The organism is Leucobacter fengyongliangi (assembly GCF_050971685.1).
Taxonomy (GTDB): Bacteria; Actinomycetota; Actinomycetes; order Actinomycetales; family Microbacteriaceae; genus Leucobacter.
Map to the genome: position 1 here is coordinate 370,157 of NZ_JBPCEU010000001.1, position 26,155 is coordinate 396,311.

25 protein-coding genes are annotated in these 26,155 nt (G+C 63.4%); 14 read left to right on the top strand and 11 right to left on the bottom strand.

Annotated elements, in window-relative coordinates; all coding sequences use genetic code 11:
* Positions 1–8: 8 nt before the first annotated feature.
* The 3 genes from ACR0R4_RS01750 to ACR0R4_RS01760 are packed head-to-tail and all read right to left on the bottom strand — an operon-like array spanning position 9 to position 3,498.
* Positions 9–1,040, bottom strand: coding sequence for an ABC transporter permease (locus ACR0R4_RS01750; RefSeq protein ID WP_433645606.1), 1,032 nt, complete (start codon positions 1,038–1,040; stop codon positions 9–11).
* Positions 1,037–1,996 (bottom strand): ABC transporter permease, encoded by a 960-nt coding sequence (locus tag ACR0R4_RS01755; protein WP_433645607.1) that lies wholly within the window; start codon positions 1,994–1,996, stop codon positions 1,037–1,039. The genes ACR0R4_RS01750 and ACR0R4_RS01755 overlap by 4 nt, the downstream gene beginning before the upstream one ends.
* Positions 1,993–3,498 (bottom strand): sugar ABC transporter ATP-binding protein, encoded by a 1,506-nt coding sequence (locus ACR0R4_RS01760; protein ID WP_433645608.1) that lies wholly within the window; start codon positions 3,496–3,498, stop codon positions 1,993–1,995. The genes ACR0R4_RS01755 and ACR0R4_RS01760 overlap by 4 nt, the downstream gene beginning before the upstream one ends.
* 125 nt (positions 3,499–3,623) lie before the next feature.
* Between ACR0R4_RS01760 and ACR0R4_RS01765 the strand changes: the two genes are divergently transcribed.
* Positions 3,624–4,883, top strand: a complete 1,260-nt coding sequence (locus ACR0R4_RS01765) for a substrate-binding domain-containing protein (protein WP_433645609.1) — start codon at positions 3,624–3,626, stop codon at positions 4,881–4,883.
* An 82-nt stretch (positions 4,884–4,965) separates the two neighbouring features.
* Entirely contained in the window at positions 4,966–5,949 is a 984-nt protein-coding gene (locus ACR0R4_RS01770; RefSeq protein WP_433645610.1) for a helix-turn-helix domain-containing protein, read from the top strand.
* Between the two features lie 58 nt (positions 5,950–6,007).
* Here the strand turns inward: ACR0R4_RS01770 and ACR0R4_RS01775 are convergent, their stop codons facing one another.
* Positions 6,008–7,615 (bottom strand): FAD-binding oxidoreductase, encoded by a 1,608-nt coding sequence (locus tag ACR0R4_RS01775; RefSeq protein WP_433645611.1) that lies wholly within the window; start codon positions 7,613–7,615, stop codon positions 6,008–6,010.
* Between the two features lie 226 nt (positions 7,616–7,841).
* On the opposite strand from ACR0R4_RS01775, the gene ACR0R4_RS01780 reads away from it, so the two are divergent.
* From ACR0R4_RS01780 to ACR0R4_RS01805, 6 genes are all read left to right on the top strand, one after another.
* Positions 7,842–8,618, top strand: coding sequence for an SDR family NAD(P)-dependent oxidoreductase (locus tag ACR0R4_RS01780; protein ID WP_433645612.1), 777 nt, complete (start codon positions 7,842–7,844; stop codon positions 8,616–8,618).
* Between the two features lie 161 nt (positions 8,619–8,779).
* Positions 8,780–9,793, top strand: a complete 1,014-nt coding sequence (locus ACR0R4_RS01785) for a fumarylacetoacetate hydrolase family protein (RefSeq protein ID WP_433645614.1) — start codon at positions 8,780–8,782, stop codon at positions 9,791–9,793.
* Positions 9,790–10,398, top strand: a complete 609-nt coding sequence (locus ACR0R4_RS01790) for a cupin domain-containing protein (RefSeq protein WP_433645615.1) — start codon at positions 9,790–9,792, stop codon at positions 10,396–10,398. Before ACR0R4_RS01785 ends, ACR0R4_RS01790 begins: the two co-directional genes overlap by 4 nt.
* Positions 10,395–12,380 (top strand): acetoacetate--CoA ligase, encoded by a 1,986-nt coding sequence (locus tag ACR0R4_RS01795; protein WP_433645616.1) that lies wholly within the window; start codon positions 10,395–10,397, stop codon positions 12,378–12,380. Before ACR0R4_RS01790 ends, ACR0R4_RS01795 begins: the two co-directional genes overlap by 4 nt.
* Positions 12,381–12,437: 57 nt before the next feature.
* Positions 12,438–13,031, top strand: a complete 594-nt coding sequence (locus ACR0R4_RS01800; RefSeq protein WP_433645617.1) for a TetR/AcrR family transcriptional regulator — start codon at positions 12,438–12,440, stop codon at positions 13,029–13,031.
* Positions 13,028–14,086, top strand: a complete 1,059-nt coding sequence (locus tag ACR0R4_RS01805) for a fumarylacetoacetate hydrolase family protein (RefSeq protein ID WP_433645618.1) — start codon at positions 13,028–13,030, stop codon at positions 14,084–14,086. The genes ACR0R4_RS01800 and ACR0R4_RS01805 overlap by 4 nt, the downstream gene beginning before the upstream one ends.
* Positions 14,087–14,094: 8 nt before the next feature.
* Here the strand turns inward: ACR0R4_RS01805 and ACR0R4_RS01810 are convergent, their stop codons facing one another.
* Positions 14,095–14,883, bottom strand: coding sequence for an isocitrate lyase/PEP mutase family protein (locus ACR0R4_RS01810; RefSeq protein WP_433645619.1), 789 nt, complete (start codon positions 14,881–14,883; stop codon positions 14,095–14,097).
* Positions 14,884–15,414: 531 nt separating this feature from the next.
* On the opposite strand from ACR0R4_RS01810, the gene ACR0R4_RS01815 reads away from it, so the two are divergent.
* Entirely contained in the window at positions 15,415–16,557 is a 1,143-nt protein-coding gene (locus tag ACR0R4_RS01815; RefSeq protein WP_433645642.1) for a glutamate--cysteine ligase, read from the top strand.
* Positions 16,558–16,586: 29 nt separating this feature from the next.
* Here the strand turns inward: ACR0R4_RS01815 and ACR0R4_RS01820 are convergent, their stop codons facing one another.
* The 4 genes from ACR0R4_RS01820 to ACR0R4_RS01835 form a co-directional block, all read right to left on the bottom strand.
* A complete protein-coding gene (locus tag ACR0R4_RS01820; protein WP_433645620.1) occupies positions 16,587–17,864 on the bottom strand; it encodes a Fic family protein in 1,278 nt (425 codons plus the stop codon).
* 110 nt (positions 17,865–17,974) lie between these two features.
* On the bottom strand, positions 17,975–19,207 hold the full coding sequence (locus ACR0R4_RS01825; RefSeq protein ID WP_433645621.1) for an aminotransferase class I/II-fold pyridoxal phosphate-dependent enzyme: 1,233 nt from the start codon (positions 19,205–19,207) through the stop codon (positions 17,975–17,977).
* Positions 19,208–19,210: 3 nt separating this feature from the next.
* Complete coding sequence (locus ACR0R4_RS01830; RefSeq protein WP_433645622.1) at positions 19,211–20,092, bottom strand: PrsW family intramembrane metalloprotease; 882 nt, start codon at positions 20,090–20,092, stop codon at positions 19,211–19,213.
* Entirely contained in the window at positions 20,089–20,706 is a 618-nt protein-coding gene (locus ACR0R4_RS01835) for a hypothetical protein (protein WP_433645623.1), read from the bottom strand. The genes ACR0R4_RS01830 and ACR0R4_RS01835 overlap by 4 nt, the downstream gene beginning before the upstream one ends.
* Positions 20,707–20,966: 260 nt before the next feature.
* On the opposite strand from ACR0R4_RS01835, the gene mtnC reads away from it, so the two are divergent.
* The 5 genes from mtnC to ACR0R4_RS01860 all read left to right on the top strand — a co-directional run bounded on the left by mtnC (position 20,967) and on the right by ACR0R4_RS01860 (position 24,304).
* Entirely contained in the window at positions 20,967–21,677 is a 711-nt protein-coding gene (mtnC, locus tag ACR0R4_RS01840) for an acireductone synthase (protein WP_433645624.1), read from the top strand.
* Positions 21,674–22,342, top strand: a complete 669-nt coding sequence (gene mtnB / locus ACR0R4_RS01845) for a methylthioribulose 1-phosphate dehydratase (protein WP_433645625.1) — start codon at positions 21,674–21,676, stop codon at positions 22,340–22,342. The genes mtnC and mtnB overlap by 4 nt, the downstream gene beginning before the upstream one ends.
* A gap of 37 nt (positions 22,343–22,379) precedes the next feature.
* Positions 22,380–22,961: a 1,2-dihydroxy-3-keto-5-methylthiopentene dioxygenase gene (locus ACR0R4_RS01850; RefSeq protein WP_433645626.1), complete on the top strand. Its 582-nt coding sequence runs from the start codon at positions 22,380–22,382 to the stop codon at positions 22,959–22,961.
* A gap of 194 nt (positions 22,962–23,155) precedes the next feature.
* On the top strand, positions 23,156–23,539 hold the full coding sequence (locus tag ACR0R4_RS01855; protein WP_433645627.1) for an iron chaperone: 384 nt from the start codon (positions 23,156–23,158) through the stop codon (positions 23,537–23,539).
* Positions 23,540–23,815: 276 nt separating this feature from the next.
* A complete protein-coding gene (locus ACR0R4_RS01860; RefSeq protein WP_433645628.1) occupies positions 23,816–24,304 on the top strand; it encodes a Dps family protein in 489 nt (162 codons plus the stop codon).
* 165 nt (positions 24,305–24,469) lie between these two features.
* Here ACR0R4_RS01860 and ACR0R4_RS01865 read toward each other — a convergent pair whose 3' ends face one another.
* Together ACR0R4_RS01865 and ACR0R4_RS01870 are read right to left on the bottom strand one after the other, a co-directional pair.
* On the bottom strand, positions 24,470–24,958 hold the full coding sequence (locus ACR0R4_RS01865; RefSeq protein WP_433645629.1) for a YajQ family cyclic di-GMP-binding protein: 489 nt from the start codon (positions 24,956–24,958) through the stop codon (positions 24,470–24,472).
* Positions 24,959–25,032: 74 nt separating this feature from the next.
* A complete protein-coding gene (locus ACR0R4_RS01870; RefSeq protein ID WP_433645630.1) occupies positions 25,033–26,082 on the bottom strand; it encodes an IS30 family transposase in 1,050 nt (349 codons plus the stop codon).
* Positions 26,083–26,155: the final 73 nt, after the last annotated feature.

Here is a 26,155-nt window from a genome sequence, read left to right on the forward strand (position 1 = left end):
GGGCGTGGTTAGAACCGGTCGCGTACCCTTCGCTCGCGCCCGTAGATTGCAACCATTCCGAGGATAATGACGCCGTAGACGATGCGCGTCTGTGCCTCGCTCAGGCCTTGGCTCACGATGATCGTTGAGAGCACCGTGAGTATGAGTGCACCCAGGGCGGTGCGGGTAAAGCCGCCCCGCACGGAACCAAAGGTCGTGCCGCCGACGAATACTGCAGCAAGTCCTGAGAACAGGTACGGGTCGCCGATCGAGATTGACCAGCCGGAACCGAATGCCGCGAGGAACATCCCCGCGATGCCGGCGAAAATTCCCGATGCGGCGAAGACTAGCGTCCAGACCAGGGAGGTACGGATACGCGTGAGGTTGGCGGCTCGTGGGTTCACACCGGTCGCGTAGAGCATGCGGCCGGCGGGTGTCTTGGCCAAAAACAGCCAGAGCAGGACGCCGAGCACGAGAACGATCACGATCACCGGGGGAATGGGCAGGCCAAAGGTGGTGCCGGTGAGCTGAGCCAACGATTTCAGCTCCTGGGGCGGTTGGCCACTGAAATCACCGTTCGCGAGGAACATCGACCCGCCAGTGAGTGCAGTGCCGACCCCGAGCGTCATCACGAGTGGCTCGACCCGATACCGGTAGCAGAGCCATCCGACGAGGGCCCCGATGCCTCCGCAGACAGCCATCACGACCACGAATGCAAGTGGCACCGACCATCCGAGTCGGCTCGTGGCGTTCCCGGCGATCATCGCCCCAAAGGTAATGTAGCCGGCGATGGCGAGGTCGAGGCCCCCGAGGATGACGACCAGCGTCTGACCCATGGCAGCCAGGGCGAGCAGCGCCGCCAGAGTAAGTACCGTTACCCCCGCAATCGGGCGCTCCAGGAAGGCGGGAACCAGCGTGATCAGCACGATAACCAGAACGACCAGGATCACCGCCTGAATGAGCGGCGTCTCGAGCGCCCAGCGCCGTGCCCGTGCTGCGGCCGTGGGCGGCGGCGCGGGGGTGTTCAGAGAGCGGGTCAGGTCGCTATAGGTGTTGGTCATGAGCTGGTCTTTCTCTGACGGGGATTGAGGAGAGTGGCGCCAAGGATCACACCCATGATGAGCACGAACCCATAGCTGAACTGCACGAGGCTCGCTTGCACACCCACTGCGGTCAACAGCTGCTGCAGGAGGTACAGCACGAGCGCGCCGAAGAACGTACCAAGTAGCCCGCCCTTGCCACCTCCGAGTGCTGTTCCGCCGAGCACGGCAGCCGCAAGGCCAAGCAGCGCATACGTGTTGGCGAGTGATGCCTGTGACGACTGGAGCAGCGCGGTGAGGGCGATCCCCGCAACGCCCGCGAACACGCCCCCGAGCGTGTAGGCGAGCGTGCGAACGACGGTGACGTGCACGCCGGACCCATACGCGGAGATGTCGCTCTCTCCGGTTGCCAGAAGATTTCTGACATATGCGGAGCGGCGGAGGAAGAACCAGGCGAGCGCGACTACGCCGATAGGGATAACAGCACCCGGCAGCCAGCCGACTGTCTTGGCCAGACCCTCAGACCAATTTGAAGGTGCTGAGATGGGGGCCTTCGAAATTGTGATTGAAAGGCCGATGAGCACGAAGAGCACGCCGGTCGACGCGACTACGGGGTGCAGGCGCACAATTGTAACGAGCAGACCGGTCGTGGTGCCGATCGCGGCAGACACGAGCAAGAGAAGGGGGATCGCGGTGTACCAGTTCCCGAGGCCCTGCGGCAGAAGCACCGCGACGAAGAAGCAGTTGATGAATGTGGCCAGCGGTCCCACGGACACGTCGATCCCGCCCGAAAGGATCGCGGGGGTTGAGGCAAACCCCACAAGCACGAATGGGGCAAGCGTGGCCAGTGTGGTGGGCAAACGGTCAGGTGAGAGGAACGACGGGCTGATGGCGAGGTTGATGGCCAGCAGCAGCACGGCAAGTGCGCAGGCGAACGCCCAGGCGTGCCGCCGCAGAAACGCGAGTGGGGAGCTCATGCGGCAACCTCCGATTCCTGGCCGAAGTAGGCGGCCACAACGGCTTCCGTGGTGAGGTGTTCACGGGAGATCTCAGCAAACAGCTCTTGGTCACGAAACACAAGGACGCGGTCGACGAGTTCTACGAGCTCGTCGACTTCGCTGGAAAGCATGACGACGCTCATGCCATCGGCACAGAGCTGCTCCAGGGTTGCGTAGATCTCTCGTTTGGTCATGATGTCCACACCGCGAGTCGGGTCATTGAGAAGCAGGACCTTCGGGTCGGTCGCGAGCCAGCGGGCGAGCATTACCTTCTGCTGGCTGCCGCCTGACAGGCTTGAGATCGGATCTTCTGGGCTACCCAGCCGTATGCTGAGGGCGGCCGTCACTTCCGCGAATCTCGCTCGCATGCGTCGGGCGCTGAGCAGCAACCCTGCGCGGTCCTGCCGCATGGTGGGGAGAGCAAAGTTCTCCCGGATCGACATCGACTCGAAGAGCGATTCCCCTCGGCGCTCTCGAGGAAGGTAGGCCACGCCGAGCTTGGCACCGTTGCCGGAATGCACGTCAATGTCCGGGCTGAGAATCCGCGTCACCGTACCTTCTCCGCCGGTGATGCCCGACAGTCGCTTCAAGAACGCATCTTGCCCATGACCCTCGAGGCCGGCAAGGCCGACGAGTTCCCCTGCCCGCACCTCCAGGTCAATGGGTGAGGCCGTTTCGGTTAGCCGCACTCCGGTCGCGCGAAGCGTTGGGTGCCCCATGCTCCGAGCGCGGTCAGCCCGTTCGTAGTGCCCGGAGGTGCCAGTCATGTCGGCAACCATTCGGGCCACCGTGATGTCGTCTCCCTTCACGGTTGAGACAGTGCGTCCTGATCTCAATACGCTCACCCGGTCGGAAATCTCTCGTACCTCGTCCATCCGGTGAGAGATGAATAGGATGCTCACCCCGGCTGCTGCGAGCCGCCTCATCTCAGCGAATAGTCGGTCGCGCGTCAGTACGTCGAGCGCTGCAGTCGATTCATCGAGCACGAGGATACTGGGGTCGCGCACCAGCGCGCGCGCGATACAGATGGCCTGCCGGTCGGAGAGCGAGAGCTGCCCTGCGGGCGCGTCGAGGTCGATGCCGTCGATCAAGCGGCCCAGCGTCTCGGCGGCTATGCGACGTTGCTCCTGGCGCGAGCGCTTCCGGGCGAAGATGCCGTCGGCACCGAGCCAGATGTTCTCCACGACGCTCTGGCTGGGGGCAGTGAGCACCTCCTGAAATACGACGGAGATGCCATGGGCCGCAGCATCGCGGGGCGAGCGAAATTCGAGACGCTGCCCATCAAGGGTGAAGCCTCCAGCATCGGGCCGGTGCACTCCACCGATGATCTTGACGAGTGTGGATTTTCCCGACCCGTTTTCTCCTAGCAGCGTGTGGATCTCGCCTGCGGGCAGGTGCAGCTGAGCGGCTACTAGCGCGCGAGTGGCACCGAACCTCTTGCTGACCTCGGTCAGGCGCAGGCCGTCAGTGTGTTCGGACATTGCGTCTCCTTGTTGCGGACGTTCTTCGTTGAGCATCTACGATTCAAGACTAGACGTATCGTATCGAATGTGTCTAGTCTGATGATGCGCAACGGTGCGCAATTCTTGAAGAGGAGAACGCAATCATGGTCAAAACCATTCGTTTCCGCCGACTTGGGCCCGTCGTAGCTTTTGCCGCGGTCGGTGCTCTGACGTTGGCTGGCTGCAGCTCGACCACGTCAGGGGGTGACGCGGGGCCGACCACCACCGATAATGCGAGCTCCGCTGCCGAGTGCGGTGTCGTTCCCAACGTGGGAGCACAAGATCCGGCCGGCTTGCTCGAGAGCCTTTCCGCGGATGTTCAGGACGGTTACAACGGATATCCATACGAATTACAGGAGTCAGCCTGGGCAGACTGGAAATCCGAGAAGACTGAGGGCTACACTGCTGCGATCGTCGGCACCTCTCCCGCTGCTCCCTTCATCGCGGTCTATCAGGAGACGCTTGCAAGTGCTCTCGAAGAGGCAGGTGTCGAGGTTGTGCTGAACGCGGCACCGAACGATCCCGGCGATGTCCCCGGTCAGCTACAGCAATTCAGCCAGGCCATATCGATGAAGCCTGACATCATCTTTTTCAACCCCGTAGCTCCGGAACCAGCTCTCGATCTCGTTACTGAAGCGCATGACGCTGGAATTCCCGTGGTATCGGTGGTGGTGCCGATCGATAGCCCCTATGCAATTTCAGTCACCTACAACGGTGTACTGCAGTCAATGGCAACGGCTTCCATGATTTTTGGTGCAATCGGCGGATCGGGTGACGTGCTCGAGGTCGCTGGCGTTCCCGGTATTCCGGTCTCGACCTTCTGGGAAGCCGGGCGGGACGAGGCGCTGAAGCTCTGCCCCGACATCAACGTGGTCGGCAATGTGGAGGGCATGTTCCAGCCGGCACTGGCTCAGCAGGCGACGGTGCAGTACCTCTCGACGAACCCTGCCGGTGTTGACGCCGTGATCCAGGGAGGCACGATGGGCTGGGCAATTCGTGATGCCTTCACCCAGTCAGGACAGCCAGTTCCGCCTATTCAAGACGTGGGGGCATCGCAAGGCATGGCGGCGTACGCAGCCGAGAACCCTGATTACCCCTACTTTGGTACCGCCACGCCCCCGATCGAGATGGCCCGGGCCGCCGCGCAGATCGGAGTGAAGGTGCTCGCTGGTGCGGGCGTAAAACTGAACCACATCATCAGCGCCTCTTACTTGGTCGACCGCTCGAATCTCTCGGACATCGTTGATCCGTCGTGGAGCATCGAAGACGGCACCGACCTTGCCCCTGAGGGTGCATACTTCGACGACCAGCAGATCGCCGAATTCTTTGCCAATCCGGAGCTTGGGCCCCAGTCGGCACGGTAGTCTCCTGGCCAGGGTGCGCCGGTTACCGGCCACCCTGGCCATTCACATTCGCCGCAGCGTCGCGTGGGATAAGGGGTCAGAAATGACGATGATACTTGACACCCGTGTGGTGTCATCAGATGTTCGCCCAGAGTATTGGTCGGCGGGTATCGCCGAGCACTTCTTCCCCGTGCGCATTGAACCTGCATCGGAACCGGTGTTCGAGGCGCGGCTGAGCGGCGGTCAGGTAGGGCCCCTGTTCGTGCGAACGATCAGTGGGCCTCCTCATCGGGTCACTCGAACTCGGCAACTGGTTGACCGTCTTGACCCCGAGTGCATCCTGATGTACCTGCCCCGCCGCGGCACCTGTCGAGTGGGGCAAGGCGATCGAATCTGCGAGTTGCGCCCCGGCGAGGTCGCGGTGCAAGACACCTCGACGCCCTCTTCGTTCGAGGCGGTTTCGGGCTTCGATGTCTCTGTGATCGCCTTTCCCAAGTGGTACATCGGAGGTGACGCGGCTGCGTTCGCTCGCCATGCGGCCGAGCGTCTGGCAGGGCCTGACAGTACGATGCTCCGTCTGTCGTCGTCGCTGCTCGTTGGCATCGGGAGGCTTGCAGAGGGCCCGCCCCCATCCAGCGCGGAGGGCGACTCCGTCGCAAACATGATGCTGGCGCTGCTCCGGGGTCTGTGCGCCGACTATGACGGCGACTCAGGCGCCAATGCCCGTGCTGTAACACTCGAGGCTCGAATGCGGCAGTACGCCCTCGCGCACCTCGCCGATCCTGAACTCGGCCCCGAGCAACTGGCCCGCGCTCACTTTGTCTCAACTCGGTATGTTCACAAACTGTTCGCCCCTTTGGGAGGCGTGTCCGGGTGGATCCGCGAGCAGCGGTTGTTCTCGGCTGCGCGGGAGTTGCGCGAGACGGACACGCCCGTGTCTGAGGTTGCCCTTCAGTATGGGTATCGCAATGCCGCCAGTTTTGCGCGGGCGTTTCGCAAGGCGCAGGGCCACTCGCCGCGAGAGTCGCGCCGCGCCAGAGAGCTGCAGCTTTTCGGGGAAGGCCGGCCCACGCAGCCTGTCGGATAGCCGAATCTGAACAACGAAGGCGGGGTGCTCGCGGCTGAGCACCCCGCCGTTTCGCGAGTTACTGTTGGGGGAAGCCAGCTGCGCGCAACCGCGAGCCCCAGATTCCAGACTTGCCCGGGGCAATGATTCCGTTGGGATCGATCAGGTCTTTCAGCTGTTCGTTGAAGCGCAGCTGAATGTGATCATTGAACCCGAATTGATCCATAGCAGTGTCGGCAAAGTATGGGTGCAAGCGGTACTCGCCGTACCCCATCTTCCCAGCAACCTCGACCATGTGCTTGGCGTGTTCGTAGGCGCGGTGCACTTGCTCGGGGTTCTTCGTGTCGAAGGGAATGACATTAATGAATGTCGTGGAACGCGCGTTGATGGGCAACATTCCCCCGAGATAGTCGAGGCCCGCTTCGTGGCAGAGTTTCTCGAAGAGATCCTGCGCTTCCTTGGCGTGCTTTGCGGTCAGCGGAATTACCGGCGAAAAGTCCACGTGGCCGCCTTCGTCGCCACCCGACCAGCCGGCCATCTTGTAGAGGTCAAGGCTGGGCACGCCGATCTGAACCCGCTCGTGCGGGTTCGGCAGCGTTTCCCACTCCTCGGCGCTGTATTTTTGACCCATGAGTTGCACGCTCGGGATCTGCAGAAAACGGGCGCGAAGTCTGGCGTAGTTGTGGTCCACGACGGCCTCGTCACCATACAGGGCGAAGCGCATCAACCACCTGCCGAGACCGAGCTCTTTCGCGATCTTGTCGATGATTTCTTCGGGCATCGGCCCAGTGCCTTCGAACCACTCGGCGCGACTCGTCAGCATTGATGCCATGATGAGCGTGTTCGAGAGTTGTGGTCGCATGTCGATGACCTTGGCGAGCATGAGTTCGCGCAGCGCATCGACGACTGCGGGCATCTGCGAGTCATCCCACACCTGGAGCCAGAGCGGCATGTACACCTCAGGCTTAGGCATGAGCCAGTAGCCCATTTTGGTGACTATGCCGTAGTTCGACTGCATAAACAGTTCCGTGGTCGTTGGGCCGAGGCCTCGCTTGTACAGCGGCCAGGTGGGGTTGTTGTCCATGCCGCCCGAACCGGTACGGTAGAGCTCTCCGTTCGGAAGCACGACCTCAAATCCGCAGTGAGCGGCTTGATCGAGTGAGTTTGGCATGTAGGTCAAGCCGTGCTCAACGGTGTTCGAGACCACCCCACCCCAGCCAATGTCGACGATCGAGGCGACGAGATCGTGGCCACCTTCCTCAATGGCATCGTGCAGGTCGAACCAGCTGACGCCTGGTTCAACCATTGCGTAGCCGAGCTCCTCATTAATTTCTACCTTATTCATCGCCAGGAAGGAGACCATGACTGCGCCGCGCACCCACGGGGCCGCGCCGCCGTAGCCATTATTCTTGCCTCGGCTGATTGGCCAGAGTGGCACGGTGTGCTCATTGGCGAGGCGAACGATTGCCTGAACTTCTTCGACGCTGGTCGGTGTGACCACGGCGGAAGGTAGGTTGGTGGCGGTGCCTGGCACCTGATACGGGTCCTGAAACTCTTTCAGCAGTTCCGGATCCGTTGAAACCTTGTCGGGGCCGATTGCGGCGGCGAACGCTGCCAGTGCGGCATCCAGGCCAGCCTCAGTCACCCCTGGGGGTGTAGGCCGGAGGGTCTTTGAGTTCTCGCTCATAGTATGTCTCTCCTTTGAGTGCATTCGACCAGCCCGTAACCGGGCGGTGCTGCAGTTCTACCCCGGCTGCATGACTCCGGTGATGTACCGTGCAGCGGGCGCACGGAGAAGTGCAGTGTCTGCACGGTTTCAGATGCGAAAACGAACAACGTGTTTGGATCGCAAGCGGGAGCCACTCCGTGAGGTGCTTGGCGGAACGAGTCAATGGCGATGAAGGGACACTGAGATGACGAATGGTCGGCTTACGGGCAAGGTGGTGCTGCTCACCGGAATCGGCAGCGGAATGGGACGAGTTACTGCTCAGCTGTTCGCGCGCGAGGGCGCGACGGTCGTAGGCTGCACGTTAAACCCCGAGCGGTCTGCTGAAACCGTGAGCCTCATTGAGGCGGAGGGAGGCGCGATCGATGCGACTGCCCCCCTAGATCTCACCGATCGAGATGCGGTGCGCCGGTGGGTCGATGGTGCTGCCGAGCGTTACGGCCGTATCGATGTGCTCTATAACAACGCCAGCGCACCGCGGTTCGCACCGTTTGCGTTGCAATCTCCAGAAGACTACGAATTCACGATCCGCAACGAACTTGATGTGGTGTGGCATGCTTCACAGCTTGCCTGGCCCCATCTGGCACAGACGCATGGCGCAATCGTGAACATCGGGTCTGGTGCCGCTCTGCAGGGGGCTCGTTCGTTGCCCCAGGCAGCGCATGCTGCGACCAAGGGGGCGGTCTTGGCCCTTACTCGGCAGTTGGCGGCCGAGGGCATTGCTGAAGGGATCCGTGTGAATTCGGTCAGCCCTGGGGTCATGGCGACTCCGCCGGTGCTGGGGATGTACTCGGAATTTGGCGAACACGCCCCGGTCGCGCCCATCGTCGCTCGCACGCTGACCGGAAGGCCTGGTGATCCGCTCGCGGTTGCGTATGCGGGCCTGTACCTCGCCTCCGACGAATCAGCGTGGGTCACCGGGATCGACATTTCTGTTGACGGTGGCGCCAGTAACACCATGTGAGTTGTGGTTTGCGCGCAGTAGGCCCCGGAGAATTCGCGTACCTCGCAATTCTCCGGGGCCTCCTGCGTGCACCTATTCATGTGGCGCAAGAAGGTGCTTGCAATTCGATACTAAACGTGTCGTATACTTGGCCTAAATCCGTGAACCAAAGGAGGTCCACCATGAAGCTGGGACGCATCGTCGCCGACGGTCTGGACGGACGCGAGATCCGCGTCGTCGTGGCACAACCCGAGCAAGCGCGAGTGATTGATCTGAAAAAGGCGTACGCGCTCGTGCTTCAACGGGGAGGCGCGAGCGTGGACGGCGCGCGGCACCTGGCTCATGCCACGTTCAGAGACCTCACACAGGGCATCTCAGCGGGTGACTTCTTTCTCGAAGCTGCGCAGCATGCGCTCGAGGCGGCTGATGATGCGGCTGCACCAATCGATGAGGTGTGCTGGACGGCTGCGATCAAGCCGCCAGTGATACGAGACTCATTGACCTTCAACGGTCACATCAAGAATTTCTTCGGCAAGGTGATGAAGTCGATTCCGTCCCGCGAGGTCTACGAGCGACCGGGGTACTTCAAGGGCACGACATCAACGATCTACGGGCATGACGAGGTGATCCCTTACCCGAGCTTCACCGAGAAGCTCGACTATGAACTCGAGATCGGCTACATCATCGGCAAGCCCGGCCGAAACCTCACACCCGAGAACGCGTGGGACCACGTCTTCGGCGTCACAATCTTCAACGACTGGAGCTTGCGCGACGTGCAAAAACTTGAATCTCCGATCGGTATGGGTGCACAGCACTCGAAGGACTTCGCATATGGCATCGGTCCCTGGATCGTGACCCGCGACGAGTTGCCCTCGGTGCTGGGACTCACCGGTCAGGTACGGGTCAATGGTGAAGTCTGGTCGAACACTAAGGTTGAGGATTTCATCTGGACCCCCGAGGAGACCATCGCCTATGCGTCCGAGCTCAACGGGATTCAGCCCGGCGACCTGATCGGCTCGGGTACCATGGCCTTTGGCGCGGGCGTGGAACTCGGTAAATTCCTGCAGCCGGGCGACGTACTCGAGCTCGATCTTGAGGGAGTCGGCACGCTGCGGAACCGCATCTCCACAGAAAAAGAGTCTCCCGCGTGGTGGCCTACCCCGCAGCCCTTTCCCTTTGAGGAGGGGACGGCATGAGTGAACGCAAGCCGGTGCGGCGAATTGTCACGGGCCATGACGACTCGGGTAAGGCCGTTATCCTCTTCGACGATGCGGATGCCCCGAACAGTTTCGCCTCAGAGTCGATTGCGGGCTTCGGCGCGACAGTTGTCTGGTACACCCCGAACGGGGTAGTCGATCACGTCTCCGACGTGGATCCTGCGCCCCGAGGAGCGCAGATCGATTTCCCTGGAGTGGGAGAGACCGTTGTACGTATCGCCGATTTTCCGCCAGACAAGGTGTACCCGCAGAACGCGGGGGACGCGGTATTCGATGAGATCGGGGCGCAGGAGGAACGGGAAGCGGGCAGTGAACACAGTAGTGGCAAACACTTCTGGTTTCACCGCACTGAGTCAATCGACTATGCCGTTGTGCTTGAAGGTGAAATCACCTTGCTCGTTGATGACGGCGAGGTGACGTTGCGGCCCGGTGATGTGGCGATACAGCGCGCCACCGCTCACGCCTGGTCCAATCGAACCGATACCGTTGCCCGGGTGATGTTCGTGCTCATTGGTACCGAGCCAATCTCTCCAGCCGAGATTGCTGCTCAACGCGTCAAGGCTGAAACTGGAGTTTCGGAGTGATCACCAACCTCAACGCGGGCGAGGGGGAAATCATTTGGCGCACTGACGACCGCCCGATCAAGGTTCCTAACACCGAACGATTCGCCGAGTTCGTGCGAGGTCGAGGAATACCGTTGGAAGAGGGGTACCGGGCGCTGTGGGAATGGAGCGTGTCTGAACCCGACTCGTTCTGGGCAGAGTTTATTGATTTCGCGGGCATTCAGCTGGGCGGCGTTGCGGGATCGGTGCGGAACGGCGTCCCGATGCCGAACACGCGCTGGTTTCCAGGTCGAACCCTGAACTTCGCTCAGCACTTGCTTGAGGGGCGGGAGGGCGTCGCGCTCGTCGCCGTCGCTGAAGGCGAGGAACCGCGCGAGGTGACGTTCACGGATCTGCGGGGGCAGGTGGGGGCGTTGGCGGCACGGTTGCGAGCGCTCGGGGTTGCACCGGGTGATCGCGTGGTCGCGGTGCTGCCAAATGTGCCCGCCGCGGTCGTCGCTCTGCTGGCCACAGTCTCTATTGGGGCGATCTGGTCCGTGTGCTCGCCAGAGTTCGGCCCCGGTGCCATCACGTCACGCTTCAACCAACTTCAGCCGAAGGTGGTTATCGCTGCCCCCGGGTACCGACTCGCGGGAGAAGATCGCGACCGCAGCGCGGAGACGTCCGAGGTGATCGCCACACTTCCCAGCGTCGAGCATGTGATCTGGGTCACCGGCCATGCAACCGCCGTGACGCCACCCGCACTGGCGGTGTCGTCCAGCTTCTGGGATGATGTCGTGCGGGAACCAGCCGCGCCCGTTTACGAGAGCGTCGAGTTCAGCCACCCACTGTGGGTGCTCTTTTCCTCCGGCACGACGGGCATTCCCAAGGGCATCGTGCATGGTCACGGTGGCGCGCTGCTTGAAGAAATGAAGCTGTTGTTATTCGGCGGCGATGTTCAACCGGGTGACCGGTTCTTTTCCGTCGCATCGACGAGTTGGGTCGTCTGGAATACGCTCATCAGTGCGATTGGCGTGGGCGCGGTCGCGGTGTTGGCGGATGGGAACCCGACTTACCCCTCGCTCGACAGGGTGTGGGAGGTGGTCGCGCAGACGGGCACGGCTGTGCTCGGTGTGGGGGCGAGCTTCGTGCACGCGTGCGCCAAGACCAATCTCGAGCCTAGCCGTCAGCACGACCTTTCCGCACTGCGAACCGTACAGGTGACGGGTTCGCCACTTTCCGTCGACGGATTCCGCTGGATCTACCAGCACGTCGGGGATGTGTGGTTGGCATCGATGAGCGGGGGCACCGATATTGTCGGTTGCTTCGTGGGCGGCGCCGTCACGGAGCCGGTGCGCGTCGGCTACATTCAGGTGCCTGCGCTGGGTGTCTGTGTCGAATCATGGGATACCGAAGGCGCACCCACCCAGGGCAAGGGGGAGCTCGTTGTTACCGCACCGATGCCGTCGATGCCGCTGTATCTCTGGGGCGACGAGGACGGTTCTCGCTATCAAGCTAGCTACTTCGACACCTATCCCGGCGTGTGGCGGCACGGGGATTTCATTGAAATCGGCGATCGCGGTATTCGAATCCTCGGCCGCTCCGACTCGACACTGAATCGCAATGGCATCAGGCTCGGTTCAGCCGACATCTATGCGGTGGTTGAATCGTTGCCCGAAATCGCTGAGGCCATGGTCATCGGTGCCGAAATCGGCGACGAGGGCTACTATATGCCGCTGTTTGTGCGGTTACAGAAGGGTGTGAGTGAGAGCGATGCGCGTGCGGCCGTCGTCGCTGCCATCCGAAACCAGCTCTCCGCCCGGTACCTCCCAGATGAACTTGTCGTGATGCGAGGGATTCCGCACACTCGCACCGGTAAGAAGCTTGAAGTGCCGGTAAAACGGCTCATCCAGGGGTGTGAGCTGAGCGAGGTCGTTGAGATCGGGTCTGTTGATGACCCCGATGTCTTGCGTGAATACGCGGCCTTCGCTGCGCAGAAACAGTCTGGCCTGGCACGTCGCTGATCCGCTGCGTCATTGACGACGTATCGTATCGAGTGGGAGCAACTGAGAGGGCATGACATGGCGGTTAGAAGTGAGCACAGTAGGCAGGCAATCCTGCAATCGACGATGAAACTCATCGATGAGCGCGAACCGGATTCGGTATCGGTGCAGCAGCTGTCGATCGAGCGGATCGCCCGTGAGGCTGGTGTCAGCAAGACAACGATCTATCGCTGGTGGCCAAACAAGGCCGCGGTCATCATCGACACGTTCTTAGAGAATCACATTCTTGCTACTCCTATCCGGGAGGATCTTCCGGCTATCGATGCATTGCGAGAGCATGTGGTTTCTCTCGCAGCGGTGTATGACGGTCACGAGGGCCGCCTCATGGCCCAGCTGATCGCGGAATGTCAGTACGATCCGGCAACGCTGGAAGAGTTCAAGAAACATTTCTGGTATCCGCGGCGCCGTGAGGTGAGCCGACTGGTCGCGCGTGCGATCGCAGAGGGCGCGCTTCGCAGCGACTACGAGCCGAGTGAGATCGCTGACCGACTGTACTCACCGATCTACTTCCGCCTGCTGTTTCAAGAGGGGTCGCTTGGGGCAGAAGCAATGCGGGCGGGGTTCAATCTCGCACTTGTTGGGATGTCGGCGGATGTCCAGGATGGCGCATGATCGGCGAGTCCTCGCAAGTTGTGATGACCCGCCAATCGGGCAGGTTTGCACTCGGCACGTTCGCGGCAGAAGGCGAAACATTTCCTGGTTTTGTGCATGACGACACCGTCTACGGCACACGCTCGGTGATTCCCGAGGCACACTCGACTGTCGACCTGCTCGCAGATTGGCAGACCAATCTCGACAGGTTGGAGGCAGTCGTCTTTGACTCGGAGAGGCTCGCGAAGCTGCCCCACTGGCCGCTCGATCAGGTTCGTGTGCTTCCGCCTATGGACCCGGTAGGAACAAGCTTCGCTGCTGGGGTGAACTACCGTGAGCACATCGTGCAGATGAGTGTGGCACACAAACTCGGGCGGCCCGGAGCCACCGATGAGGAGTTGCGAGTCGAAGCTGCCGCGGAGAACGATGAGCGAAGCCGACAGGGCGATCCGTACATTTGGACCGGAATTCCTTCGGCGGTCTGCGGTGCCTACGACGATCTCTTGCTGCCAGATGTGGGCGACCAGATCGATTGGGAGTTAGAACTCGGTGTTGTAATCGGAAGCCTGGCCCATCGGGTCAAGCCCGAAGATGCCTTCGAGTACGTCGCGGGCTACACAATTGTGAACGACATCACTTCGCGATCACTTGTTCCCCGTACCGATATTGCAAAGATCGGTACGGACTGGTTTCGTGCAAAGAATCAACCCACTTTCTTCCCAACTGGTCCTTTTCTGATCCCTGCTCGCTTTGTTTCGGATCCGTCCTCCCTCCGCATTCAACTCCGACTTAATGGCGATTTGATGCAAGATGCGACGACCGAAGATTTACTTTTCGATATTCCGAGCCTCATTGCGTATGCGTCTTCGATCGCGATTCTGCGTCCAGGAGATCTGCTGCTCACAGGATCCCCAGCCGGCAACGGTTCACACTGGGGACGGTTTCTTCGCCCGGGCGACGTCATGGAAGGAACGATCACTGGGCTCGGGACCCAGCGAACAGTGGTTCGGGCACCAAGTGGGCAACTGCCCCCGTGGCAGCTCTCGCGGGAGGGTCTCCAGGCGGACAGCCGGTGAGAACCCCGCTAGTTCAGCTTCTCGGTGTCTGACGGGATCGCACCGCCCGCGTAGAGCGAATCGGCCAGACGCTTGAGCGAGGTGAGCGCGACGTTCTGCGTCATCGGGCCGTAGCTGATGCGCGCGACACCGAGCGCTTCGTACTCGGCTGCGGTCAGCGCCCCCGGCAGCCCGATCACGCTGATCTTGCGCATGCCGATGCCCGCGACGAGTTCGCGAGTGGTGTCGGCATCGAGCACGCCGGGCACAAATACGCAGGTCGCGCCCAGGTCGAGATACGCGCGCCCGCGGTCGATCGCCGCGGCGACCGATTGCTCAGTGGATCTCCCCTCCGCCCGCACGAACGCGTCAGTGCGGGCGTTCAACACGAGCTCCACACCCTCGTCGGCGGCCCCGGCGAGTACCGCCGAGACCCGCGCCTTCGCCACATCGAGCGGCTCCATGCGATCCTCGACGTTGAGTCCGACGACCCCGGCAGCGACGACCCGCCGCACGTTCTCGCGCACCTGCACGAGGTCTTCGGGGTCGCCCCCGAAGCCGGCATCGAGGTCGGCAGACACGGGCAGGGAGGTCGCGTTGACGATTCGCTCGAGCGCAGCGAGTAACAACTCGAACGGAATGTGCTGCCCATCGGGGTAGCCGTGGCTGGCCGCGATGCTGTGGCCGGCGGTCGCGATAGCGCGTGTCTGGGGGTTTTCGGCGACCACCTTCGTGGTGATGGCATCCCAGACATTCACCAGGCGAAGGATCTCGGGGGCATCGTGCAGGGCCTTCAGGGTGTGTGCGTGATCAGTCATGTGGCCGAGGCTACGCCAGTCTGGTCGCGATTGACAGGGGGTGGACGCTCGGCCCGATCCTCGTTATGCAGACAGTGGCGCGTGAATCGCGATCAACCTCACTTTCAACCGGCAGTTTGAGGTTTTGCAGGCTGAAATCTCGCGAATCTGCCGGGTGAAGGTGAATCTGCCGGTTGGAGGGTTGGAGGGTTGGAGGGTTGGAGGGTTGGAGGGTTGGAGGGCTGGTGGGCTGGTGGGCTGGTGGGTTGGAGGGGCCAGAGCCAGAGCCAGAACCGGGGCCAGAGCCAGGGCCAGCGGTAGAGGTGGAGCGAGGGGCATGGCCAGGCCACGGGGTGGACGACTGCGCAGGGTTGGCGGGCGGTCAACCCCGCGCGGTGGTCCACTTGTCGGGAAAGACGAGGCTGCGCCGCCCTTGTCAAGGGGCCGCCGACGGGCGCATGCTGGAGGGAGACTGTCTTCGGTGGCGCCCACGATCCACACGCGTAGCATCTGCTCGGCGCACGGCGGAGGGGAGGTGCGGTGGTGGCTGACATGCAACGGTTGATCGGCGTCGAAGAAGAGCTGCTGATCGTGGATCCGCATTCCGGTCGCACCATGCCCCTCGGCGATCGCTTAGTCGCCAACGCCGAGGCCTCGCGAACCGGCCCCGCGCGCAGCCGCGCGTCGCTGCAGAAGGTGTCTCCCCCCGCTGGGATCGTGCTGGAGCACGAGGCAAAGCTCGAACAGATTGAGTCGATCCTTCCCCCGCTGCTCGCCCTCGACGAGGTGGGACATGCAATCCTCGCCGGTCGAAAATTGGCGGATCTGGCGGCTCGCACTCTGGGAGCGCGAGTCACGGCACTGGCTACAAGCGTGGTGCCGGGATCCACCCACCTCACCGAGAACCCCAGGTACGAAACGATCGGCGAGCTCTTCGGCCTCACGATGAAGGAGCAGCTGACATGCGGAATGCACGTCCATGTCACGGTGCGTGACAAGGACGAGGGGGTGGCCGTACTCGACCGGATCCGCCCGTGGCTGCACGTGCTGCTCGCACTCAGTGCGAACTCACCCATGTGGGCGGGAATCGATACCGGCTACGCCAGCTACCGCTATCAGGCGTGGATGCGATGGCCGAGCGCAGGCTCGTACGACCGCTTTGGGTCTTCCCAGGAGTATCGACAACTGGTGCGGGCGCTCGTGACGAGCGGGGTGATCCTCGACCCCGGCATGGTGTACTTCGACGCTCGGCTGTCGACGCACCATCCCACCGTTGAGATCCGCGCTCCCGATGTGTGCCTGAACCCCGAGCATGCAGTGGGCATCGCGGGACTCGCCCGTGCGCTCGTCACCACGGCGGCCGCCGAAGCGCAGGCAGGCCGTGCGCCAGACCCGTTCCCCACCTCGCTCATGCGGCTCGCGATGTGGTCGGCGAGCCGGTATGGGGTGAATGAGACCCTTTGGGATCCGAACTCTCGAGGGCCTCGCGAAGCTCGAGTGGTGGTTGACGCGCTGCTGCGTTACGTCGGCGTCGCGCTGCGCAACTCCGGAGACGAGGAGCGGGTGCGGGCCGCAACGACGAGCATCCTCGAGTCTGGTACCGGCTCTGAGGTGCAGTGCCAGACGTTGACGCGCACCGGGTCGCTTGCCGAGGTGGTCGCTGAGGCGATCCGTCGCACGCACCCGGGGGCGTAAAGTTCGCGCGCCCGGTCGTCGCGCGAACTTTAGGGTCTCAGGTCGCCTACTTTCCCGCGGTCAACGGGCGGCGGCCCGAGGCGCGGCGGATTGCCGAGCGTGTCGCCCCCACCAACTCGATTGCTTCGCTCGGTGAGTGCCACCAGAGCGAGGTGTCGATCTGCGCTCCAGCAGACGAGTCGACCCTTCTGATCCTTCGTCCGGCCGAGAATCCCCGCCGCGTGCAACTCGAGGAGCGCGCGATGTGCGGCGGCCGGCGATGCAAGGAGCCGCGACGCGGCAGACTCCACAGTCAACACCGGTTCGTTGGCGAGAATCTCGAGAATCTTCCAGACGAGTGCATCGCTTCTCGGCCTCGCAGGCGACAGGCCCTGTCTACCCCGATGGGTGACCAGTTCCTCGGCGAGGCGTGCGTCAAGCGCGGTCACGTCCTCCACAAGCCGCACCGCGTTGTTCGCGGCCGCCTCGGCGGCCTCTGCGAAAGCGATCACCCAGTCGTCAAGTGCGGGTGGATCCTGCCGGAAGCCGGTCAACCCGGCGATATAGGAACCTGTGTTCCCCGCGAAGACGGTGCTGATCGGAATGAGTACGTGCCGCACAGCGTCAGCTCGGCGCAGAACCGTGTGGATCAGCGCTCGCCCGGTGCGCCCATTCCCGTCTACAAAGGGGTGGATCGTCTCAAACTGTGCGTGCGCGAGTGCGGCCCGCACGATCGGGTTGCCGTCCGTCGCGGTGACGAATGCCGCGAGGTCGGCGACCAGTCGCGGCACCTCGGCATGGGGCGGGGGCACGAACTCCGCCCGCAGCGGGCTCCACCCTGATCCGCCCACCCAGTTTTGCTCTTCGCGCAGGCCCCGGGCGAGACGAGGCTCGATGACGTGCTGCAGTTCCTCGAAGTCCGAGGTCGTGACCGGTCGCGAACGATCGACGAGTTTGACGATCGCGGTCTCCGTCGCTCTGACGTTGGCCACGACGTCAAGTGCCGCCCGGGATCCGTGATGCAGCACTTCCGCGATCGCGAGCTTCTTTGGGGTGACCCGATTGCCCTCGATCCAGGAGGAGGAGATACTTTCGGACCGGATCAACAGGTGGTTGAGGAACGCGCCTCGCTCGCCAATTCTCTCGTCGGCGCGCGCAAGCACTGCCAGGGCATCGGACGCGGCAGATTCGGCGGCAGCAGAGAGCCGAGGCAGACGAGTGCCGAGCTCATCTGGCACGAACGCCAGGTACGTGCCTGGCGTACGATCCTTACGGCCGAGACCCGCGTCGTCGCGTGGGTTCCATACCTGTTCGATCCACTCTGGCATGTCGTCTCCTAGCCGAGGCCGTGGAGTAACTATATCTCGCTTAACGCAGTTAAGTGAGAAATAGGTTGGATGAGCAGGTGCGAGTGTTGACTCTCAGCGCAGTCAGGGATTCAGCCTGAGGCTGAGCCCCGGGTCAGCGACTGGCGTAGCCGGTGGATCGCCTCCCGCAGCGTCGCCTCGTCTTTCACAAACGTGAAGCGCACCCAGTTCGCGAGTTCGCGCGCGGTCGTGGATCCCTCGAGGCAGAACGCCGACACCGGCACGCACGCCACTCCCGCCCAGGCGGGCAGCGCCCGCGCAAACGCGGCCCCGTCGGGCACCTCCGCGGAGAGGAACGGTGTCGCGTCGGCGCACACGAAGTAGGTGCCGCCCGGCTGACCGACCGCGAAACCGATGTCGGCGAGGGCCGAGCTCAGCAGGTCGCGGCGGTCGGCGAGGGAGTCGCGAAGCGCGCGAATGTCGACATCGCCCTCGGTGAGCGCCCGCGCGATCGCCGGCTGAAACGGGGCCCCGCCCGCGTAGGTCAAGAACTGTTTGATCGTCGCCACCGCGTCGATGAGCGGCGCCGGGCCCGAGATCCACCCGATCTTCCAGCCGGTGAGCGAGAAGGTCTTGCCCGCCGACGAGATGGTGAGGGTGCGCTCGGCCATGCCGGGCAGCGACGCGAGCGGGGTGTGCACCAGGCCGTCAAACGTGAGGTGTTCGTAGACCTCGTCGGTCACGACGACCGCGTCGACCCGCACGGCCGCCGCGCCGATCGCTTCGAGTTCGTCGCGCGAAAGCACCGTGCCCGTCGGGTTGTGCGGAGTGTTCACCAGGATCACCCGGGTGTTCGCGGTGACGGCCGTTTCGAGGGCTGCCGCGTCGAGCCGAAACCCGCCCGCACTCGGCACGAGCGGCACCGTGACGTGCCTCGCCCCAGCCATCGCGATCGCGGCCGCGTGCGCATCGTAGAACGGTTCGAGCGTGACGACCTCATCGCCGGGGCCGCACAGCGCGAGCATCGCTGCGGCAATCGCTTCGGTCGCCCCTGCGGTGACGAGCACCTCGGAATCCGGATCCACTGTGATGCCGTAGTGCTGGGCTTGGTGCGCCGCGATCGCCTCGCGCAACGCGGGAATGCCGCGCCCCGGCGGGTACTGATTCGCGCCACTGTGGATCGCGTTGGCCGCTGCCTGGCGGATCCACTCGGGGCCGTCGCTGTCTGGAAACCCCTGCCCGAGGTTCGCCGCGTCATGCTGCGTCGCGAGCGCCGTCATCTCGGCGAAAATTGTCGGCCTGGCGTTGCCGTCTGAGGAGGCGAGGCCCGCTGCCCGGGCTACCGATTGCCATCTGAGAGTCACGCCTCACAGTGTAGAGGTGCCGCCACAGCATTCCCGGTCGGAGCGTCGGCCCCACCTGACCGCCGCGATGAACAGCGCGATCGACCCGGCGTACGAAGCCACCATGATCGCGACCTGCAGCACCTCGCTGGTGAAGAGCCCGGGCGAATCCCAGAGGGCGTGCATGAGCATCGGACCGAAGAGCGCCGGTGCCAATACCCACCAGCGCCCTCCGAGTCCGCGCTGCCGCCGCGACATACAGTAGGCGAGCGCGGCCCCCGCGACGGCCGTCCACAGGGCGTGCAGCCCAAACCCGAAGATCGAGCGCAGAAGCCCGACGTAGAGGGTCTGGGCGAGATCTTCCGAGCGGAGCGTGTACATCAGCGTCTCAAGCAGTTCGAATCCCATGCCGACGAAGAATCCGTAGACCACCCCATCCATGACCGTGATGCGTGCGCGAGACGCGAGCGTCAGCACCGCGAGCACGCCCAGTAGGCGAGAAACATCCTCGGTAATCGGAGCGGAAATCACCGTGGAGAAGGTTGACAACCCGAGGGCCGCGAGCCCGTTGCTGAAGAGGGCGCTGAGGAGCATGGCGGATCCCACCGCAACCGTCATGCCCCACACCAGGGCGAAGATCCGCAGCGACGCGGGTTGACGCCGCACGCGGGGGAGGGCCCGCACGACGAGCCACAGGATGAGGCCCTGCACGCCGACCACGAGTGTGGCTGCGACGAGGCCCGTTCCCGAGATGCCTCCAAGAAACAGGGGCAGCAGTGTGATCGCCGCCGACGGGATGATAAGCGCCAGCGCGAACCAGAACATTGGCTGCCGGGGCTGCCACACCGTGAGGCCGTGCGGGGCGGGGGCCTGCCCGATGCTTGCTGCTGGGGTCGCCGCGCTCATGACGAGACCTCCGCGCTGCGCAAAAGATCGAGCACCGACTCGGGTGTGTCGAGAGTCGACTGCCCGGGCTGGAAATTTAGGGTGAGGAGGAGGCAATCGGCGGGCTGATCGGTCGTGCACGCCACGATGCTGCGGGTGACGGAATCTCCCGCGCTCAGGTCGTATTGGATGCTGCTTGCGGTGAGCGCGCCCTCGAGCTCGACGGGAAGCACTGGCACGACCAATGCCCCGACCGGTGAGGTGTCGCGCAGCAGCTCGGGCCCGCCTGCCACCCCGGGGAAGACGCTCGCACGCATCGTGGTCGCCCCGCTCGGGTCTGTCGCCACGAAGGCACTGGTATCGGCGGGGTCGGTGACCCGGATCCACCCCTCGGGAGCGATGAATTGCGTGGACACCACCCGGTCGCCGTCGTTCGCCGTCAACGCGACGCGCTCGTAGACACCGATCGTGCCTTCGAGTCGCGTCGGTAGCAGCACCATGAGCGCGATCGGCACGATCGCGAGGGCGGTCGAGACGATGACCATGGCCCACACCGGGGCCCACATGGGCCGGTCGCTGCGGAAGGGCGGTGGGGCTTCCTGGCCCTCGAGCGTGGCGTGGTGCGTATCAGTCATACCGAAAATACTAGACCTAGTCCATGTTTATTGTGTCTTCCTTTGAGCAAACACGCCGGGGTGGATCGCGGAGGCGGGTTTGCCGCGGCGAATGTGCGGTGGTGGATCGGCGCCGAGCGCAACGGAGCGAAGCTCAAGGCAACTGGAGGCAGCCCGATGCAACCTGGCGTAACGCGGGTACACTCGCGGCTGCATCGCTGCTAACGTGGCGGGGCACGCCCAGCCACCGATTGGGCAACCGAACGACTTGAGGGGGATGCATGCCGGACGCGATCCAGATCAGCGCAGACGTCGTCGTCGTCGATCTCGAGGGCACAACGAGCGCCGCCGGGTTCATCCTCGGCGACCTCTACGACTACGCCCGGCCACGACTCGAGGCAGTACTGGGCCGCGACGACGACACCGTGCGCGTGGCGCGTGCCGCTGTGCTCGCCGAAGCGGGCCTGCCCGAGACCGCGACTGATGCCGAGGTGGCCGCTGCCCTTCACGCGCTCATGGATGCCGACGTGAAGTCGACCCCACTGAAGACGCTCCAGGGCATCATCTGGGCCGAGGGCTTCGCTGCCGGCGAGATCACCTCTCACTTCTTTGAGGACGTGCCGCCGCGGTTGCGCCACTGGCACGACCAGGGGGTGCGGATCGCCGTCTACTCCTCCGGCTCCGTCGCCTCGCAGCAGCCCTGGTTTCGGCACGCACCGCAGGGCGACCTCTCGGGTCTCGTCACTGCCTGGTTCGACACCGTCAATGCCGGGCCAAAGAAGGAACCCGCCTCGTACGCCGCAATTGCGCAGGCGTTGGAGGTGGATCCGGCCCGCCTCCTCTTCCTCACCGATCATCCCGACGAGGTGTTGGCTGCCGTCGCCGCAGGCTGGCAGGTCGTCGCGCTCGACCGCGCGGGCGAGCCCTGGGCGGGTGCAGAATTCGTCGCGCCGGCGGTTACGGGCTTTGACCAGATCGAGGTGCAGCCATGACCACGCTGCTTGTTGAAGCCACACCCGCGCACACGCTCAATATCGACCCCGCGCGCGTCCGTGACGCCGGACGCGCGCTCGCTGCCGAGGCTGACCGTTTCTCGGGCTACGGCTGGATGCGCGGCACGGCGGGCAATCTCTCGGTGGTGCTGGAGCGCGATCCACTGTTACTCGCCGTCACCGCATCTGGGCTCGAGAAGTCGGAACTGACCGAGCGCGACGTGGTCCTCGTCGATGCCGCGGGTGCCGCGGTCGATCCCGCAGACCCGCGCCCGCCGTCAGCAGAGGCCGGGCTGCATGCGCATATCGCTGCGCGCACCGGCGCCGGGGCGGTCTTCCACGTGCACGCGCTCGACCCGGTGATCGCGGGCGCGCGCTGGCCCGGCGGCGTCGAACTGCGCGACCTCGAGATGCTGAAGGGCATCGGGCACCCCGCGCACGACGCGACCGTGCGCATTCCGGTCATCGCGAACCACCAAGACATGACGGTCGAGGCGGAGCGCTTCGACGAGGTGTATGTGCCAGGCTCCGCCGCTATGCCCGAGGTGCCGGTCCTCATTGTCGCCGGCCACGGCATGTATGCCTGGGGCGCCGACGTGCCTGCCGCTCGCCGCCACCTCGAGATCGCCGAGTGGTTGCTGCGCTTTACCGTCGCCACGCGCTGAGCCTCGATCCACCCCCACCACCTGCCAAGGAGCCGAAATGACCCTGCTGACCGTCTGGAACGACACCGACCCCGCCACCCCCGTGCTGGAGACCACCGACGAGGCCGAGATTCGTGCGTCGCTCGGCACACTGGGCGCGCGCTTCTCACGCTGGGAGGTGCAGGATGTCGCGGCCGATGCGACCCTCGACGAGATCCTTGGCGCGTACGAGGAAGAGGTCGAGGCCGTGAAGCAGAGCGAGGGCTACACCCTCGTCGACATCGTCGGGCTCACACCCGGGCAAGAAAACTACGACGAGCTGAAGGTCGTCTCGCGCCAGAAGTTCCTCTCGGAGCATCGTCACGATGATGACGAGGATCGATACTTCGCGCGCGGGGCCGGCGTGTTCTACCTGCACGTTGACGGTAAGGTGCACGCGCTCTACTGCGAGCCGGGCGACCTGGTGTCGGTGCCCGCCAACACGACGCACTGGTTCGACATGGGCACGAACCCCGAGTTCGTGTCGATCCGCTTCTTCCACGACGACGACGGGTGGATCGGCCACTTCACCGGCAACCCAATCGCCGAGGTCTTCCCGACGTTCGACGACCTGCACGCGCGCCGGGCACAGCTCGCTTAGGGATAGTTACGTCGGCTCGTGCGGCGGGGCCCAGCGGGTGTCGCCGCGCGCAGCCGTGGGTCTGTTACCTGCTGGTCGTTGACATAGGGAATTGACAAGCGAATACTGAAGAGGCCGGGGGGCGCCCATGAAAGGGAGGCGCGTGACCCAACCTCCCATCCCAGTCAGAGCAGATCAGGGAACGGACCGAGCAGATGACCGAACACGAAGCACCGCAGACCGTTGACGAGTACATTGCCACGTGCGACGTCCTCGCCCAGCCGAAGCTGCGGCAGTTGCGCAAGATCATCCGCGAGGCAGAGCCGACCCTGACCGAGCGGATCAGCTGGCGCATGCCGACCTATCGGCTCAATCGCGATGTGATCCACTTTGCGGCCAACCGGCGACACGTGGGGGTGTACCCGGGGCCCGAGGCTATCGAACACTTTGCCGACAGGCTGACCGAATACCGCACCTCAAAGGGTGCGATCCAGATCCCGTACGACCGCGAGCTTGATGCGGAACTCCTGGCGGATCTTGTGCAGTTCAGCATCGACCAGCAGGCAACGGCTCGCGCTTCCGTCGGAGACCTGAGTTAGGGCGGAGGGGGTTGCCGTGCGCTCATCCGACCGGAGTCAGATCTCCGACGGTAGTCGGTGCGGTCGTGCGGTCGGTGCGGTAGGTCTGAGCCTCGGGTTCAGAGGGGAATGCATGCACGAGGCGCGATCCACCAGCAAAATTGTGGCGAAATCAACCCCCCTTGGGCTCGCGTTCGCCCAGAGCAGAGCAGGGAGACGCGCATCGTCCCGCACACGTAAAGTGATGAAAGAAGCGCCCCAGTCAGTCGGCCGGGGCCGAATGGAAGGGGTTCAGCTATGACGAATCGTAAAATTCACGAGCCTGCCGTTCAAGGTGACGAGGATCGCCCGAAGAAGGTCGCCGCGCAGCTCAGCCCGGTTGCCCATGACCTCATCGCGCTCGCGGTCAATGGCAAGCAGGCGCACTGGCACCTGCGCGGAGCGAACTTCATCGGCGTGCACGAGTTTCTCGACGAGGTCGTCGCGCACGCCCAGGCCGCGTCCGATACGGTGGCCGAGCGCATCGTCGCGCTGGGGCAGCCAGTTGACGGGCGCATCGGCACCGTCGCGGCGAAGACCTCGACGCCCGAGATGGAATTCGGTTTTCAGAACCCGAACCACACCGTCAAGGAAGTCGTCGCGCAGATCGATGCGACCCTCGAGACGGTCTACAGCGCGGTGCGCGAGCTTGACGATGTCGATCTGCCGAGCCAAGACATAGTGATCGCGATCGCGCAGCAGCTCGACAAGGATCGGTGGTTCCTTACCTCGCACTTCGCCGAGTAGGCCTGCCTGCACCCGTTGTTGGGTGGACGCTCGCGCAGGGTTCCCGCGCGGCGAGGCCCGCGTGAGCGTCCACCCCGGCATGGGGCCGGGAACCAGGGGGTTCCGCGATCCACCAGTCGAAGCCTGCCCCGAGCCACAGCGAACTGACCGGAACCGACCAAATAGCTAGCGGAAGTTGATGAACTGCAGCGCGGTGTCGACGTCGGCACCCTTCAGCAGCGCCATCGTGGCCTGCAGATCGTCGCGGCTCTTCGAAGACACCCGCAACTCGTCGCCCTGAATCTGGCTCTTCACACTCTTTGGGCCCTCGTCGCGAATGAGCTTGTTCAGCTTCTTCGCGGTCGCCTGATCGATGCCTTCTTTCAGCTTGATCTCGATGCGAGTCTCTTTGCCGCTGGGGTACGGGTCGCCGCTGTCAAGTACTTTGAGCGACATGCCGCGCTTGATGAATTTCGACTGCACCACGTCAAGCACGGCAACCGCGCGCTCTTCGGTGTTTGCCTTGATCAGGATCGCCTTGTCGTTCAGCGAAATGTCGGCACCCACGCCCTTGAAGTCGTAGCGCTGCTCGACCTCCTTGCGGGCCTGGTTAATCGCGTTGTCGACCTCCATGGGGTCGATCTTGCTCACTACGTCAAACGATGAATCAGCCATGCGGCCAGGATACCCGACCGTGGGAAGTCACGCTGGGCCCCCGGATTTTAGTTCGGAGTGCAACACCCAGTGAGTTACCCCGAGCATAACTCCTGGAATACCTCTGCCGGGGTCGCCCAACCCAGCACTTTCCTGGGCCGGTCATTGATCTCACCGATGTACTCGTCGAGTTCTTCCTGGGTGAGGTCCTCGAAGGTTGTGCCCTTGGGGAGATACTTCCGTAGCCGACCATTGAAGTGCTCGTTACTGCCCCGCTGATATGCGCTGTACGGGTCACAGAAATAGGTGGGCACCCCGATCGTGTCGGCAAGCATGTAATGGCGTGCGAACTCGCTTCCATTGTCGGCTGTGACAGATTTGACGGCGTGTGCAGGCAGCACCCAATACACGCCAAGCTGCGCCTCCAGAGTCGGGGCAGCAGCGACTCGGGAGAGCTTCACTCCCAGGTAGTAACGGCTTGTGCGTTCGACCATGGTGTGAATACCGCCGGTGCCGTGTGCGCCCAGCACACTGTCTGATTCCCAATGCCCAAACTCTTCCCGCGTCAATACCTCGGCGGGTCGTTCATGTATCGAGACCCGATATTTGATGCGTTCCGTGTGTACCTTTCGGCCCTTGATGCGGCGTCGTTTCTTCTGCCCCCGAGCAAGGTATTGGTGCAACTGCCGATGCTGTTGCCCGGGTGAGTAAATCCAGGCATACAACGTTTCTGGGCTGACCCGCATACGGTGATCGGTGGGGTGCTCGATAGGGAGGCGTCCGCTGATCTCTTCCGGGGTCCACCCCCGCCCCAAATGTGTGATCACCCAATCAACGAGCGGGTCATGCGTCATTCGGTAGGGCTGGTGCGAGCGTGCTCGGCGTGTGTTGGCGTGGAGTTGTGCTTGACCAGCGAGATACACCCGGTCTCGCCGGTGACGGGTGTCGAGTTTGTTCCGTAGGTAGGGGCGAAGATTCGCGTGGTCGTGTTCAGGTTGCCAGGAACGCTTCTTGATCTCGCGGCCGATGGTTGAACGGTGCACGCCGATTCTTCGAGCGATCTCGGCGTGGGTGTGGCCGTGGTCGTGGAGTTTCTCGATCTCGATCCGGTCGTTCAGGGTGAGGTGGCGGTAAAGTGTGGACAAGGAAGCGCAGCCCTTCGGTGGTGGTCTAGACAACTCACACTTTAGGTGTTGCGCTTCCGTCTAGAACCCGGGG